Raw genomic sequence first — 15,920 nt, forward strand, 5'->3', positions numbered from 1 at the left:
CTCATGGCTTTTACCGATCCGTTCATCCGCCGTCCGGTGCTCGCCACCGTGGTCAGCCTGTTGATCGTCCTGCTGGGCTTCCAGGCCTGGAGCAAGTTGCCCCTGCGCCAGTACCCACAGATGGAGAACGCCCTGATCACGGTGACCACCGCTTACCCCGGGGCCAACGCCGAGACCATTCAGGGCTACATCACCCAACCGATGCAACAGAGCCTGGCCAGCGCCGAAGGCATCGACTACATGACCTCGGTCAGCCGTCAGAATTTCTCGGTGATATCGGTCTATGCCCGCATCGGTGCCAACAGTGATCGGCTCTTTACCGAACTGTTGGCCAAAGCCAACGAGGTCACGAACCAGCTGCCCCAGGACGCTGAAGACCCGGTGCTCAGCCGCGAGGCCGCCGATGCCTCGGCGCTGATGTACATCAGCTTTTTCAGCAAGGAACTGAACAACCCGCAGATCACCGACTACCTGTCGCGGGTCATCCAACCCAAACTGGCGACACTGCCGGGCATGGCTGAGGCGGAGATTCTCGGCAACCAGGTCTTCGCCATGCGCCTGTGGCTGGACCCCGTCAAGCTTGCGGGTTTCGGCTTGACCGCTGCCGACGTGACCAACGCCGTGCGTCAATACAACTTCCTCTCGGCCGCCGGTGAGGTAAAAGGCGAATACGTTGTCACCAGCATCAACGCCAACACCGAACTCAAGTCCGCCGAGGCCTTCGCCACGATCCCGCTCAAGACCGACGGCGACAGCCGAGTATTGCTACGCGACGTTGCCCGTGTGGAAATGGGCGCCGAAAACTACGACACCATCAGTTCCTTTGGTGGCACGCCCTCGGTGTACATCGGGATCAAGGCCACGCCCGGCGCGAACCCGCTGGATGTCATCAAGGAAGTGCGCAAGATCATGCCGGAGCTGGAGGCCCAGCTGCCGACGAACCTCAAGGCCGAGATCGCCTACGACGCGACGCTGTTTATCCAGGCCTCCATCGACGAGGTGGTGAAAACCCTGTTCGAGGCGGTGCTGATCGTTATCGTCGTAGTCTTCTTGTTCCTCGGCGCCCTGCGCTCAGTGGTCATCCCGGTGGTGACCATCCCGCTGTCGATGATCGGCGTGATGTTCTTCATGCAATTGATGGGCTACTCGCTGAACCTCCTGACGCTGCTGGCCATGGTGCTGGCCATCGGTCTGGTGGTGGACGACGCCATCGTAGTGGTGGAGAACATTCACCGGCACATCGAGGAAGGCAAGAGCCCGTTCGACGCCGCGATTGAAGGTGCTCGGGAAATCGCCATGCCGGTGGTTTCGATGACCATCACTCTGGCAGCGGTGTACGCACCGATCGGCCTGCTCGAAGGGCTGACGGGAGCCTTGTTCAAGGAATTCGCGTTGACGCTGGCAGGGGCGGTGGTGATTTCCGGGATCGTCGCCCTGACCCTGTCGCCCATGATGTGCGCCTTGCTGCTGCGCCACGACGAGAATCCCTCGGGGCTGGCCCATCGGCTGGACATGGTCTTCGAACGTTTGAAGAGCCGTTACCAGCGCCTGCTTCACGGTACGCTCAATGCCCGGCCGGTGGTGCTGGTGTTCGCCGGGATCATACTGCTCCTGATTCCAGTGCTGGTCATGTTCACCAAGTCCGAACTGGCACCCGACGAGGATCAGGGCATCATTTTCATGATGGCCAATGCCCCGAAGACGACCAACCTCGACTACCTGAACGCCTACACCGATCACTTCATCACGATCTTCAAAGAATTCCCCGAGTATTATTCCTCGTTCCAGATCAACGGCTACAACGGCGTGCAGTCCGGCATCGGCGGCTTCCTGCTCAAGCCCTGGAACGAACGCAGCCGCACCCAGATGGAAATCCTGCCAGAGGTTCAGGCCAAGCTGGAGAGCATTCCTGGCTTGCAGATTTTCGGCTTCAACCTGCCCTCGCTGCCGGGCACCGGCGAAGGCCTGCCGTTCGAATTCGTCATCAACTCGCCGAAGGACTACGCCACCCTGCTGCAAATCGCCGACCGCGTTAAAAAACGCGCATTGGAGTCCGGCAAGTTCGCCTTCATGGACATTGACCTGGCATTTGACAAACCCGAGGTGGTGGTCGACATCGATCGCGCCAAGGCCGCCCAGATGGGGGTTTCGATGCAGGACTTGGGCGGCACCCTGGCCACCCTGCTGGGCGAGGCGGAAATCAACCGCTTCACCATCGAAGGGCGCAGCTACAAGGTCATTGCCCAGGTCGAACGGCCGTTTCGGGACAACCCGGGCTGGCTGAACAATTACTACGTGAAAAATACCCAGGGTGAACAACTACCGCTGTCGACCCTGATCAAGGTCAGCGACCAGGCGCGACCACGACAATTGAATCAGTTCCAGCAGCTCAATGCGGTCACGATTTCGGGCTTTCCCATCGTGAGCATGGGCGAGGCCATCGAGACTGTCCGCCAAATCGCCCAGGAAGAAGCACCGGCAGGGTTCGCCTTCGATTACGCCGGGGCTTCGCGTCAGTTCGTACAGGAAGGCAGCGCGCTGTGGGTCACCTTTACCCTGGCCCTGGCGATCATTTTCCTGGTGTTGGCCGCCCAGTTCGAAAGCTTCCGCGACCCGCTGGTGATTCTGGTGACGGTACCGCTGTCCATTTGCGGAGCGTTGATTCCACTGTTCCTTGGCTGGTCGAGCATGAACATCTATACCCAGGTGGGGTTGGTGACGCTGATCGGCCTGATCAGCAAGCACGGGATCCTGATCGTCGAGTTCGCCAACCAGTTGCGCAAGGAACAGGGCCTCACGCCACGGGAAGCCGTGGAGCAAGCCGCGTCGATTCGATTGCGACCGGTGCTGATGACCACCGCGGCAATGGTGTTTGGCATGGTGCCGCTGATCCTGGCCACTGGAGCCGGGGCGGTGAGCCGCTTCGACATTGGCACAGTGATCGCCACCGGCATGTCGATTGGCACCTTGTTCACACTGTTCGTATTGCCCTGCGTCTACACGCTGCTGGCCAAGCCGGATAAAACCTGAGCCCCTCGCCACAGGTTTAGTGTGTGACTGAAGACTTGTGGTCGGCATTCCCGCGTCCAAAAAATAAAGGCCTCGCACATGCGAGGCCTTTATTTTGGCTTCATGACTCTCAACTTTGCGGCCTCATCCCTTGGGACAGACCGAACATGAACAGCAACAGATCATCGTCCGGTCGAATTACCTCGCTGGCCTTGGCCACCCGAGGTAAAGGGCAATGCGCGCCAGTACTGGAAGCACTGAGGATCTGCGAGCGTGGCTGTTCCCATACAGCCACCGCCGTGGAAGCAACTGCCAGGGCCCCGAGTAAAAACAAACCTCTAGCAATTTCTAATTTCATCGTTATAAACCCTTGATAGCGCTGCCAAACGCCGCACTGTAAAAGTAGACGAGTTTTGTCCAGTCAGCGTCGCTGAACGACGAATGGCGACGTAGCTGCTTCATGTCATGGGACGCAGCGCGCCGAGCGGTCAGGCGCTGGCGGCTCTTCTCCAGATCCAGCAGCGCCACTTCGGCCTTAGCCCCCTCGCCCTCTCCGGTCACGCGCACAAACACATGCTTGATATACAGGCAGCCGTGTTGCCAACGACCCTTGTGCATGCGAGCCAGGTTTTCGGCCAGGGCCAGGAGGATTTGCTCATGCACCGCTTCGCCATGACGTTCGCGGCCGCCTCCGGCATACCAGTGCTCGATCTCCTCGAAGCCTTCCAGCGCTTGGGTCACCAGCAGCGCACGCCACTTGTGAACCGGGTCCCGCTGGGCACCGCAGAAAATGAGTTGGGGGACGCGGACATCAAGTTGGTTCAACGCCAGGAGTGCATCTTGCTCGCGCAGTACGGTCGGGCGACCGAACGGGTGCAGCCAGCTACGGTAAATGTGCCCGGTCTGACGCTTGGCATAGAGCACCTCCCCGTCCCTGCTGTGGATCCGCTGCACACCGCTTTCACCGCCACGACGCACATTGGGCTCTTCCACCCACTCACCCTGCTGGCTCCAGAAATGTTCAAAGCTACTGCGGGAAAACGTTGATGTTTCTGCTGCCTGCACAACCATGCTGTTACCTCTTGCGTAATACATAAACTCGCCACATGGCATAGAGCGGTAGAAAATCCAGTCGTTCCTGAATGCGAAACCCGGCCTGCCGAAATTCTTCTTCTACTGTAGCGGCCGGTAACACAAATCGATTCTGGTAGTCTTTCTGCCCACGCGTGCGCTCCAGACGCTTGCGTTTCCAGGCCTTGAAATTGCCATCAACCCACAATGAAACGATCACACTGTCACGGCTGACACGCTCGAATTCCCTCAGAATCGCCAGTCGATGCGCGGCTTCACCGATGTGGTGCAACAGGCGCATGCAAAAAATGCTGTCGACGGCGTTATCCGGTAATGCGATGTCGAACGCAGAAATGTGCAAGGGTTGTACCCGTTTTACGATATCGGCCGGCTGAGCCTTCAATGCGATCTTGAGCATGGCCTCCGAATTGTCCGCACCGACGATGACCCGATTCGGTTTTTCGGCCAACAAGGGCCAGAAACGCCCGGCACCGCACGGCAGGTCCAAGACCAAGCCTGGGTCACCCGCAAGTGCCAATGCACGCCGGGCCAGTTGTTCGTCTCGCTGGTGGGAAAGGCGCCGGCCCCAGCCACTCCGATGTTTATGCAAGTATTCGTGAGCATGTTGCTCGTCATACTTTTCGGAAAAATCGAGCTTGATGGGGTTGGACATTGATGGAGCCTCCATAACTGAATGCCCCACCTTATGAATCGGCATGTCAGGGTCAGGTCATCCCTTTGTGAAAACTTTGTCATGTAAACGACTGAATGTTTTCAAGACTTTTCCAAGCCAAGCACTCATCCCTTCGGATTCAACTCCACCTCAAAATGGCAACCGCTGGGTTCCATCGTACTGAGACTCACCATCCAGCCCTGGTTTTCGCAAATGCGTTGCACCAGCGACAACCCCAGTCCCAGCCCCTCGCCGCGCTTTTCGTTGCCGCGTACGAACGGCTCGAACATCGCCTCGCGCTTCTCCTCGGGGATGCCCACACCACTGTCCTCGACCACAAATCCAGTGGCGGTCAGCGAGAGGCGGATGAACCCCTGATCGGTGTAGTGCAAGGCGTTTCGCAACAGGTTGCCCATGACGGCTGTCAGGAACGTGGCGTTATACGGTGTGTCGACGGTTTGCCCCGGTTCGAAGATCAGCGTCAGACCTTTGGATTCGATTGGGCCGCGCCACACCCCTAGAAGGTTTTCAGCTACCTGCCCAAGGGTCAACCGAGGCGACATGCCGTTGTCTTCGCGCTGGGCCCTGGCGAGCATCAAGAAGGTCTGCACCAGTTCGCGCATTTCTTCACTGGCCCGGTTAATACGCTCGACCTGGGTACGGCCGCGCTGATCCAGGGCCGGGTTTTCCAGCAGCAGCTCGCAGGAGCTGGCCAGGACCATCAACGGTGTACGCAACTCGTGACTCACGTCACTGGTAAACAACCGCTCACGAGTCAAGGCCTGGCGTAAGCGCCCCAATGTTGCGTCGAACGCAACGGCCAGCTCCCCTACCTCATCGGCGGCATAATCCGGAGCCAACGGTGGGGCAAGCCCCAGGAGCTGGTCTCGATGGCGCACTTGCCGGGCCAGACGCACCACCGGCGCCATCACCCTGCGTGCCAGGACCCAGCCCAGAAATACTGCCAGCGCCAGGCTGAGTACGAAGCCCACCAGCACCACGGCAAACAGCACCCGTTCGCGCTCTTCGAAATCGCTCTGGTCTTGCAGCAGCACGTAGTGCCGGCCATCAACGATCTCAACCATGGCGTGATACGACAGTTGTTCGCGAAACACCTCGTGGAAGCCAGGCTCCAGGTGACGCAGATCCTTGGGCAACTCGAAGTCACCCGGACCGCCGCTGAAATAAAACAACTGATCGGGTTCCGGACGATGGCTCCAGTCCGAGACGCTGTCCATCAACAGCAGGCGTTGCAGATCGCCCCCAAGCCCGGCGGAAATCAGCTTTTCTTCCACCAGGTGGACCGTCGCCACGATGCCCAGGGCGAATGCCCCGGCCACCAACGCGCTCATCAGTGCAAAAGCGATGATGATCCGTTGGGCAAGGCTCTGCTTAAACTCCATCTCGGCCCTCGGCCAAGCGATAGCCAACGCCATGCACAGTGTGCAACAGCGGCTTGTCGAACGGTTTGTCGATCACCTGACGCAGTTGATGGACGTGGCTGCGCAGACTGTCGCTGTCCGGGCAATCATCGCCCCACAGGGCGTCTTCGAGGATTTCCCGACGCAGCACGTGGGGGCTTTTCTGCATCAGTACTGCCAGCAGCTTCAGGCCTACCGGGTTGAGCTTGAGCAGCCGGCCTTCACGGGTCACTTCCAGGGTGTCGAGGTCGTAACTCAGGTCACCGACCTGCAAGGCGCGCCGGCCTCCACCTTGGGCCCGACGCATGACGGCTTCGATCCGCGCCGCCAATTCCGATAGGGCAAAGGGCTTGATCAGGTAATCATCGGCGCCGGACTTGAAGCCCTGCAAACGATCGTCCAACTGATCCCGAGCGGTGAGCATGATCACCGGCGTATCGCGCCGGGCGTCTTCGCGCAGACGCTTGCACAGGGTGTAGCCGTCAATACCGGGCAGCATGATGTCGAGGACGATCAGGTCGTAGTGTTCCGTAGCGGCCAGGTGCAACCCCGACAAACCGTCCTGGGCACAATCGACGGTGTAGCCTTTGAGTCCCAGGTAATCGGCCAGATTGGCCAGGATATCGCGGTTGTCTTCAACCAATAGAATTCGCATGGGCACCTCCTGCGTACACGTTTAACGGCCGTCTTGGCCCGCGCAGCTTACGGCCAAGTGTGGCTCACGGCTAGAGTTGTATCTGCTCGTGTCGTGGCGAGCAGGTGGAACACTCCCATACACAGAGTCCTGCAGATATTGACGAGTTTTTCACCCAGCATTCACACCGATCCAACGCAGCGCAGAGCACACTGCGCGCAACCCGCTGCTCACGAAAATTCCCACCAAAGGTATTGTCATGGTCTCCATTGCCATCCGCCCCGCTTCCAGGCCGTTGAATTTCCGGATTGCCCTGGGCCTGCCCGCCGTTGTCGCGGTGATTCTGGTGCTGCTGGAACTGACCGCACTGGACATGGACTTGGCCAAGCTGTTTTACAACCCGGCCGGTGGGGGATTCATCGGCCGGCACAGTTTTTTTCTGGAAGACATCCTGCACGACCGAGCCAAACAGGTGGTCATCGCGTTTTCCGTGTTGGCGATCCTCGGTTTCATAAGCGCGTTTTTCATCACCCGGCTCAAACCGTTCAAACGTGAACTGGGTTGCCTGGTGCTATCCCTGGCGCTGGCGACGTCCTTCGTCACCCCGATGAAAGCAGTGACGGCAGTGCAATGCCCCTGGAGCCTGAAGGAATTCGGTGGCCAGGAAACCTACAGTGAATTGCTGAGCCCGCGCCCGGCCACCGACAAACCCGGCCGCTGCTGGCCCGGCGGTCATGCGGCCACAGGCTTCACGCTGTTTGCGCTGTTCTTCGTACTGCGCGACCGCCGTCCGCGCCTGGCCCGCCAGGCCTTCATATTTGCCTTCACCCTGGGCACGGTGTTCTCTGTGGGCCGGATGATGCAAGGGGCGCACTTCTTTTCCCACAACGTGTGGACCGCGGTGTTCTGTTGGCTGATTTGCCTGGGGTGTTATTACTACATCCTGTACCGGCCGGCCTCGACAGCCGAGCGTGCGGCACAGTCGCATCCTGTCAACGCCTGACAGACTCCACACAAACCCTGTGGGACAGTTGGGCCCAGCTCAACGCCTGACATAAACCCAAGGCAATAAAAAACCCCGCCTGCTTTCGCAGGCGGGGTTTTTCGTTACAGGGGTAAGGCTGGCTTACATCATGCCGCCCATGCCACCCATGCCGCCCATGTCTGGCATGCCGCCAGCTGGAGCGTCTTCCTTGATTTCAGCGATCATCGCCTCAGTGGTGATCATCAGGCTGGCAATCGACGAAGCCGCTTGCAGAGCCGAACGAGTCACTTTGGCCGGGTCCAGGATACCCATTTCGATCATGTCGCCGTATTCGCCGGTAGCAGCGTTGTAACCGTAGTTACCCGAACCCTGCTTGACCTTGTCGACCACAACGCTTGGCTCGTCGCCGGAGTTGGCAACGATCTGGCGCAGAGGAGCTTCTACAGCGCGACGCAGCAACTGGATGCCCACGTTCTGGTCATCGTTGTCGCCTTTGAGCTCGCTGATGGCTTGCAGGGCACGAACCAGTGCCACGCCGCCGCCAGGTACCACGCCTTCTTCGACGGCTGCGCGGGTTGCGTGCAGGGCGTCTTCAACGCGGGCTTTCTTCTCTTTCATTTCAACTTCGGAACCGGCGCCAACCTTGATCACTGCAACGCCGCCGGACAGTTTGGCCAGACGCTCTTGCAGTTTTTCACGGTCGTAGTCGGACGAAGTGTCGGCTACTTGTGCACGGATCTGAGTAACGCGAGCCTGGATGTCAGCCTCAACGCCGGCACCGTCGATCACGGTGGTGTTTTCTTTGGACAGGATCACGCGCTTGGCGTTACCCAGGTGCTCCAGGGTGGTGCTTTCCAGGCTCAGGCCGATCTCTTCGGAGATAACGGTACCGCCGGTCAGTACGGCGATGTCCTGCAGCATGGCCTTGCGACGGTCGCCGAAGCCTGGTGCCTTGACGGCAGCAACCTTGACGATACCGCGCATGTTGTTCACAACCAGAGTCGCCAGGGCTTCGCCTTCAACGTCTTCAGCCACGATCAGCAGTGGGCGGCCGGCTTTGGCAACGGCTTCCAGCACTGGCAGCATTTCGCGGATGTTGGAGATCTTTTTGTCGACCAGCAGGATCAGCGGACCGTCGAGCTCGGCAGTCATGGTCTCTGGCTTGTTGACGAAGTACGGGGACAGGTAGCCACGGTCGAACTGCATGCCTTCTACAACCGACAGTTCGTTTTCCAGGCCCGAGCCTTCTTCAACGGTGATCACGCCTTCTTTACCGACTTTTTCCATGGCTTCGGCAATGATGTCGCCGATGGAGCTGTCGGAGTTGGCCGAGATGGTACCGACCTGAGCAATGGCCTTGGTGTCAGCGCAAGGCTTGGACAGGGCTTTGAGCTCTTTGACGATGGCGATGGTCGCCTTGTCGATGCCGCGCTTGAGGTCCATCGGGTTCATGCCGGCAGCGACGGCTTTCAGGCCTTCGTTGACGATCGATTGAGCCAGAACGGTAGCGGTGGTGGTGCCGTCACCGGCGTCGTCGTTGGCACGGGAGGCAACGTCCTTGACCAGCTGCGCGCCCATGTTTTCGAAACGATCTTTGAGCTCGATTTCCTTAGCTACGGAAACGCCGTCCTTGGTGATGGTCGGAGCGCCGAAGCTCTTCTCGATGATCACGTTACGGCCTTTCGGGCCCAGGGTCGCTTTTACTGCGTCAGCCAGGACGTTGACACCGGCGAGCATTTTCTTGCGGGCGGAATCGCCGAATTTAACTTCTTTAGCAGCCATGATCGATATTCCTTAAATACTTTGTAGTAACGGGAAAATGAGCGGGGGAATCAGCCTTCGAGAACGGCGAGAATTTCGTTCTCGCTCATTACCAGCAGGTCTTCGCCGTCGACTTTCACTGTGTTGCTGCCGGAGTAAGGGCCGAACACAACCTTGTCACCCACTTTCACGGCCAGCGCACGTACTTCACCGTTGTCCAGCACGCGGCCGGTACCTACAGCGAGAACTTCACCGTGGTTGGCTTTCTCGGCAGCCGAGCCTGGCAGGACGATACCGCCAGCGGTTTTTTTCTCTTCTTCGCTGCGACGGATTACGACGCGGTCATGCAGAGGACGAAGCTTCATTGTCGATCTCTCCTAATTTTGGTTTTCATCGGCCGGTGTAGTCCCGGCGGGTTTAACAAAGCCGGCAGAGCCGGGTGCGGTTCGTCAAACGAACCGCGGAAGTCTGTCCGGTATTGCCACCGGAAACCTTGCGGTGACCGTTACATAAGGGCGTACAAGCCGATTACAAGGGGGAGGTATAAAAAATTTTGCTTCACGCAGCCAAAAACGAACACGGCACCCGAAGGTGCCGTGACGCTGTTTTACTTGGGATCGCGGTGCTCGAATTCGCCTTCGATCACATTGGGCTCGCGGCCCACAGGCTCTCGCGGAGCCGGACCGCCACGGGGCTGCAGGTCATCGGCAAAGGCCCGCTGCCGGATCGCCTGCTCTTCGGCACGCTGGCGCATTTTATTGGCCAGCAACCGACGGGTGAACGGCAACAACAGGACCAGGCCCAGCACGTCGCTGATGAAGCCCGGCAGGATCAACAGACCGCCACCCAGGGCCAGCATCAGGCCTTCGAGCATGGTCTGGGCAGGCAGCTCGCCACGGTTCAGGCTTTCACGGGCACGCAACGCCGTGGCGAGGCCGGCGATGCGCAGCACGAACACGCCGAGCATCGAGCCGAGAATGACCAGCAGCAGGGCCGGGAAAAACCCGATCGCACCGCTGACCTTGACGAATAAGAACAGCTCCAACACCGGGAACAGCAGAAAGAGCAACAAAAAAGGGCGCATCAAATGGTTCCTCAACGCAAGAATGCCTTGCTATGAAACCTTAAATGACGTCGCCCTTTCGTGAATTCAAGCGTCAGCCTCTGCATTTTTCGGCCATTGCTCAGCGTGAGCCAGATAAACCAAGGCTTCGCGCACTTGTGTCGGCGTGTTGCAAGGCGCTTGAAATGCCAGCCAGTGCAGGCCCTGGCCAATACGCAGATGCATCCCTTCGCTGTCGAGGCCCACCAGTTGCGCCGGCTCGGTTTTCGGCAGGCCGGCCAGTTCCACGTAATGGGCGATGGCCTTGGCATGGTCGGCGTTCATGTGGTCAACCATGCTGACCTCGGCCTTGCCGGCGAAGGGGTTGGCCAAGGTGATCTGATCGATCCAGTGAATGGCGCCGAAGCCACCGATGTAACGGTGACGCACCGGATTGAGCACCCAGAAATCGAAATCATGGGCCTTGTGGTAGTTCTGCGAGTCGGGGAAATAGCGGTAGTAACGTTCAGCCGCGGCGTCGATGGCGGCGCTGTCTTGCAGTTTCTGCGCCTCGGCCAGGTAAGTCAGGCGCCCGACGGCCTGCACATCTTCGGCGCCCCGCTCCCCCACCAGCATCGAGCACTTGGGGTCCTTTTGCAGGTTGTGGGTGTGCTGAGCGATGCGGCTGATCAGGATCAGTGGCCGGCCCTGCTCGTCCAGGCAATACGGCACCACGGAGCCGAACGGAAAACCTGGCATGGATTTGGAATGGGTGGAGAGCATTCCACGGTATTCCTTGAGCAGCAATTCTCGGGCATGCTTGGCAGCGTCAACGCTCAATTTATGACTCCTTTGATGAAATCCGTCTAAAAAACGGTCAGGCAGCTGGACTCTGTTCCAGTGCGCCGTCGGGCAGTTCTCGTGTGCAGCCGGCTACACCGTCGCAGATCGAGAGGCCTTCAAAAAGGACATCCTCCACCGCTCTGCCACCTGGACATGAGAATGCAACTCACTGACAAAGTAATCATTATCACCGGCGGTTGCCAGGGTTTGGGCCGCTCCATGGCCGAGTTTTTTGCCGGTAAAGGCGCGAAGCTTGCCTTGGTGGACCTCAACCAGGAAAAACTCGATCAAACAGTCGCCGCCTGTGCGGCCAAGGGCGTCGAAGCCCGGGCGTATCTGTGCAACGTCGCCAATGAAGAGCAAGTGAGCGACATGGTCGCCCGGGTGGCCGAGGATTTCGGCGCGATCCACGGGTTGATCAACAACGCCGGGATCCTGCGTGACGGTTTGCTGCTCAAGGTCAAGGATGGCGAAATGACCAAGATGAGCCTGGCCCAGTGGCAGGCGGTGATCGACGTCAACCTCACCGGTGTATTCCTGTGCACCCGTGAAGTGGCGGCTAAAATGGTCGAGCTGAAGAACAGCGGCGCGATCATCAATATTTCGTCGATCTCCCGGGCCGGCAACGTCGGCCAGACCAACTACTCGGCCGCCAAGGCCGGTGTGGCGGCCGCGACCGTGACCTGGGCCAAGGAACTGGCGCGCTACGGCATTCGTGTCGCCGGTATCGCACCGGGCTTCATCGAAACCGAAATGACCTTGGGCATGAAGCCCGAAGCCTTGGAAAAAATGACCTCCGGGATACCGCTCAAGCGCATGGGCAAACCCGAAGAGATCGCCCACTCGGCGGCCTATATCTTCGAGAATGACTATTACACCGGGCGGATCCTGGAGATGGATGGCGGGTTGCGGATCTAAAAACCTGCACACATTCAATGTGGGAGCGAGCCTGCTCGCTCCCACATTGAATCGCATTTCAACCTATCAATCGTCGCTGACGGTAATGTTCGGCATCGCCGGCATGGCGGCTTCCTGCAACACGATCCGCGCGCCCACGTGGCGGGCCAGCTCCTGATAGACCATGGCGATCTGGCTGTCCGGTTCGGCAATGACCGTTGGTTTGCCGCCGTCGGCCTGTTCGCGAATCAGCATCGACAGCGGCAGCGAGGCCAGCAGTTCGACGCCGTACTGGGTCGCCAGTTTCTCCCCGCCGCCTTCGCCGAACAGATGCTCGGCATGGCCACAGTTCGAACAAATGTGCACGGCCATGTTCTCCACCACGCCCAGCACGGGAATGTTCACCTTGCGGAACATTTCCACACCCTTGCGCGCGTCCAGCAGGGCCAGGTCCTGGGGGGTAGTGACAATCACCGCGCCGGCCACCGGGACTTTCTGGGCCAGGGTCAGCTGGATATCCCCCGTGCCAGGCGGCATGTCGATCACCAGGTAATCCAGGTCGCCCCACGCGGTTTGCGTCACCAGTTGCAGCAAGGCGCCGGAGACCATCGGTCCGCGCCAGACCATCGGCGTGTTGTCATCGGTCAGGAAGGCCATGGACATGACTTCCACGCCATGGGACTGGATCGGCACGAACCACTTCTGATCCTTGATCTGCGGCCGGGTGCCCTCGGCGACGCCGAACATGATGCCTTGGCTCGGACCGTAGATGTCCGCGTCGAGAATCCCGACCTTCGCCCCTTCACGAGCCAGGGCCAGGGCCAGGTTGGCCGCGGTGGTGGACTTGCCCACGCCGCCCTTGCCCGAGGCCACGGCAATCACGTTCTTGACGTTCGCCAACCCCGGGACTTGCGCCTGGGCCTTGTGGGCGGCGATCACGCTGGTAACGTCGACTTTGGCGGTTGCCACACCGTCCAGGGACTCGATCGCCATCTGCAGCATTTGCGCCCAACCGCTCTTGAACAGATCGGCGGCGTAGCCGATTTCCAGCTGGACGCTGACACGATCGCCTTGGATGTCGATGGCGCGAACGCAGCCGGCGCTGACCGGATCCTGATTCAGGTAGGGGTCGGTGTACTGGCGAAGGACGGCTTCCACCGCTGCGCGATTGACGGCGCTCATGGGCAACTCCGATAACAAGACTTGAAAAACAGGCCGCTATCCTACGCCCCGCATGCTTGTGTGGCGAGGGAGCTTGCGCCCGCTGGGTGGGAGCAAGACTTGCCCGCGATGGAAGCGATGCGGTCTTTCAGAAATCGAGGCGCCTGTTTCGCGAGCAAGCTTTGCTCCCACAGTCCAACCAGACTCAAACCTTTCGCCGTCCCCAACCGATGTGTCCCGAAACAGGCCTGAAGGGTGAAAAAAAGCCGCCGGCGCTTTATAGTGGCCGACCTCCGTTTCATCAAGTAGCCGAGCCCCATGTCCGAGCCACGCAAGATCCTCGTCACCAGCGCCCTGCCCTATGCCAATGGTTCGATTCACCTCGGCCATATGCTGGAATACATCCAGACCGATATGTGGGTGCGCTTCCAGAAGCATCGTGGCAACCCATGTATTTATGTCTGCGCCGACGACGCCCACGGTTCGGCCATCATGCTGCGTGCAGAAAAGGAAGGCATCACCCCGGAACAACTGATCGCCAACGTCCAGGCTGAACACAGCGCCGACTTTGCCGAGTTCCTGGTGGACTTCGACAACTTCCACTCCACTCACTCCGAAGAAAACCGTGAGCTGTCGAGCCAGATCTACCTGAAGCTGCGTGACGCCGGGCACATCGCCACTCGGTCGATCACCCAGTATTTCGACCCGGAAAAGAAAATGTTCCTGGCCGACCGCTTCATCAAGGGCACCTGCCCCAAATGCGGTACCGAAGACCAGTACGGCGACAACTGCGAAAAATGCGGCGCCACCTACGCGCCGACCGACCTGAAAGACCCGAAATCGGCAATTTCCGGTGCGACGCCGGTGCTCAAGGATTCCCAGCATTTCTTCTTCAAGCTGCCGGACTTCCAGCAAATGCTGCAAACCTGGACCCGCAGTGGCACCCTGCAGGACGCCGTTGCCAACAAGATCGCCGAATGGCTCGACGCCGGCCTGCAACAGTGGGACATCTCCCGTGATGCGCCGTACTTCGGCTTCGAGATCCCCGACGAGCCCGGCAAGTATTTCTACGTGTGGCTGGACGCGCCAATCGGCTACATGGCCAGCTTCAAGAACCTCTGCGCCCGTCGTCCGGAGCTGGACTTCGACGCGTTCTGGGCCAAGGACTCCACTGCCGAGCTGTATCACTTCATCGGCAAGGACATCGTGAACTTCCACGCCCTGTTCTGGCCCGCCATGCTCGAAGGCGCCGGTTTCCGTAAACCGACCGGCATCAATGTCCATGGCTACCTGACCGTCAACGGCCAGAAGATGTCCAAGTCCCGCGGCACCTTCATCAAGGCCCGGACCTACCTGGACCACCTGTCGCCGGAATACCTGCGCTACTACTACGCGGCCAAGCTCGGCCGTGGCGTCGACGACCTGGACCTGAACCTCGAAGACTTCGTGCAGAAGGTCAACTCCGACCTGGTGGGTAAAGTCGTCAACATCGCCAGCCGCTGCGCCGGCTTCATCCACAAAGGCAACGCCGGTGTACTGGTGGCCGGCAACGCCGCACCGGAACTGACCGACGCCTTCCTGGCTGCGGCCCCGAGCATCGCCGAGGCCTACGAGGCCCGCGACTTTGCCCGGGCAATGCGCGAGATCATGGCCCTGGCCGACCGCGCCAATGCCTGGATCGCCGACAAGGCGCCCTGGTCGCTGGCCAAGCAGGAAGGCAAGCAGGACGAAGTCCAGGCGATCTGCGCCTTGGGCATCAACCTGTTCCGCCAGTTGGTGATATTCCTCAAGCCGGTGCTGCCGCTGCTGGCCGCCGATGCCGAGGCATTCCTGAACGTCGCACCGCTGACTTGGAACGATCACCAGAGCTTGCTGAGCAACCATCAACTGAACGAGTTCAAGCCGTTGATGACTCGCATCGACGCGGCCAAGGTGCAAGCCATGACCGACGCGTCCAAGGAAGACCTGGCCGCCAGCCAGACCGACACCGGCGGCCCTGCCGGCAACGGCGAACTGGCCAAGGACCCGCTGTCGCCGGAGATCGATTTCGACGCCTTCGCGGCCATCGATCTGCGCGTGGCGTTGATCGTCAAGGCGCAAGCCGTGGAAGGCGCCGACAAGCTGTTGCGCCTGACCCTGGACATCGGTGATGAGCAACGCAACGTGTTCTCCGGCATCAAGAGTGCTTATCCGGACCCGGCCAAGCTTGAAGGCCGGTTGACGATGATGATCGCCAACCTCAAGCCACGCAAAATGCGCTTCGGTATTTCCGAAGGCATGGTGATGGCGGCTGGCCCCGGCGGCGAGGAAATCTATCTGCTGAGCCCCGACAGCGGCGCCAAGCCGGGTCAGCGGATCAAGTAGAGCGACTGCGCGCTGTACCGATCCCACAGTCGCTTTGCAGGCGACTGTGGGATTTTCAT

Annotated in this window: 14 protein-coding genes; 4 read left to right on the forward strand and 10 right to left on the reverse strand. The window is 59.7% G+C overall.

Annotated elements, in window-relative coordinates; all coding sequences use genetic code 11:
- Positions 1–3 precede the first annotated feature (3 nt).
- Positions 4–3,030, forward strand: a complete 3,027-nt coding sequence (locus ACA047_RS22950) for a multidrug efflux RND transporter permease subunit (protein WP_497353231.1) — start codon at positions 4–6, stop codon at positions 3,028–3,030.
- Positions 3,031–3,139: 109 nt separating this feature from the next.
- Here the strand turns inward: ACA047_RS22950 and ACA047_RS22955 are convergent, their stop codons facing one another.
- From ACA047_RS22955 to colR, 5 genes are all read right to left on the reverse strand, one after another.
- Positions 3,140–3,367, reverse strand: coding sequence for a hypothetical protein (locus ACA047_RS22955; protein ID WP_497353233.1), 228 nt, complete (start codon positions 3,365–3,367; stop codon positions 3,140–3,142).
- 2 nt (positions 3,368–3,369) lie between these two features.
- The gene (locus ACA047_RS22960; RefSeq protein ID WP_497353235.1) at positions 3,370–4,080 is read right to left on the reverse strand and encodes a lipopolysaccharide kinase InaA family protein; all 711 of its coding nucleotides are present in this window, start codon (positions 4,078–4,080) and stop codon (positions 3,370–3,372) included.
- A 4-nt stretch (positions 4,081–4,084) separates the two neighbouring features.
- On the reverse strand, positions 4,085–4,753 hold the full coding sequence (locus tag ACA047_RS22965) for a class I SAM-dependent methyltransferase (RefSeq protein WP_497353237.1): 669 nt from the start codon (positions 4,751–4,753) through the stop codon (positions 4,085–4,087).
- 125 nt (positions 4,754–4,878) lie between these two features.
- Complete coding sequence (locus ACA047_RS22970) at positions 4,879–6,156, reverse strand: sensor histidine kinase (RefSeq protein WP_497353239.1); 1,278 nt, start codon at positions 6,154–6,156, stop codon at positions 4,879–4,881.
- Positions 6,146–6,829 (reverse strand): two-component system response regulator ColR, encoded by a 684-nt coding sequence (gene colR, locus ACA047_RS22975; protein ID WP_497353241.1) that lies wholly within the window; start codon positions 6,827–6,829, stop codon positions 6,146–6,148. The genes ACA047_RS22970 and colR overlap by 11 nt, the downstream gene beginning before the upstream one ends.
- A 238-nt stretch (positions 6,830–7,067) precedes the next feature.
- Here colR and ACA047_RS22980 point away from each other — a divergent pair, with 238 nt between their 5' ends.
- Positions 7,068–7,811, forward strand: a complete 744-nt coding sequence (locus tag ACA047_RS22980) for a phosphatase PAP2 family protein (protein ID WP_497353243.1) — start codon at positions 7,068–7,070, stop codon at positions 7,809–7,811.
- Between the two features lie 123 nt (positions 7,812–7,934).
- On the opposite strand, the gene groL is transcribed toward ACA047_RS22980, so the two are convergent.
- The 4 genes from groL to ACA047_RS23000 form a co-directional block, all read right to left on the reverse strand.
- Positions 7,935–9,575: a chaperonin GroEL gene (gene groL / locus ACA047_RS22985; RefSeq protein ID WP_497353245.1), complete on the reverse strand. Its 1,641-nt coding sequence runs from the start codon at positions 9,573–9,575 to the stop codon at positions 7,935–7,937.
- 50 nt (positions 9,576–9,625) lie between these two features.
- A complete protein-coding gene (locus ACA047_RS22990; RefSeq protein ID WP_497353247.1) occupies positions 9,626–9,919 on the reverse strand; it encodes a co-chaperone GroES in 294 nt (97 codons plus the stop codon).
- Between the two features lie 242 nt (positions 9,920–10,161).
- Positions 10,162–10,638, reverse strand: coding sequence for an FxsA family protein (locus ACA047_RS22995; protein WP_497353249.1), 477 nt, complete (start codon positions 10,636–10,638; stop codon positions 10,162–10,164).
- A gap of 66 nt (positions 10,639–10,704) precedes the next feature.
- A complete protein-coding gene (locus ACA047_RS23000) occupies positions 10,705–11,436 on the reverse strand; it encodes a HugZ family pyridoxamine 5'-phosphate oxidase (protein ID WP_497353251.1) in 732 nt (243 codons plus the stop codon).
- A 162-nt stretch (positions 11,437–11,598) separates the two neighbouring features.
- Between ACA047_RS23000 and ACA047_RS23005 the strand changes: the two genes are divergently transcribed.
- Positions 11,599–12,357 (forward strand): SDR family oxidoreductase, encoded by a 759-nt coding sequence (locus ACA047_RS23005; protein WP_497353253.1) that lies wholly within the window; start codon positions 11,599–11,601, stop codon positions 12,355–12,357.
- Between the two features lie 66 nt (positions 12,358–12,423).
- Here the strand turns inward: ACA047_RS23005 and apbC are convergent, their stop codons facing one another.
- Positions 12,424–13,518 carry an iron-sulfur cluster carrier protein ApbC gene (gene apbC / locus ACA047_RS23010; RefSeq protein WP_497353255.1) on the reverse strand — a complete coding sequence of 365 codons (1,095 nt, stop codon included), beginning with the start codon at positions 13,516–13,518 and terminating at the stop codon, positions 12,424–12,426.
- Between the two features lie 297 nt (positions 13,519–13,815).
- On the opposite strand from apbC, the gene metG reads away from it, so the two are divergent.
- The gene (gene metG, locus ACA047_RS23015; RefSeq protein ID WP_497353257.1) at positions 13,816–15,861 is read left to right on the forward strand and encodes a methionine--tRNA ligase; all 2,046 of its coding nucleotides are present in this window, start codon (positions 13,816–13,818) and stop codon (positions 15,859–15,861) included.
- Positions 15,862–15,920 lie beyond the last annotated feature (59 nt).

This window comes from Pseudomonas sp. LBUM1664 (assembly GCF_059695895.1).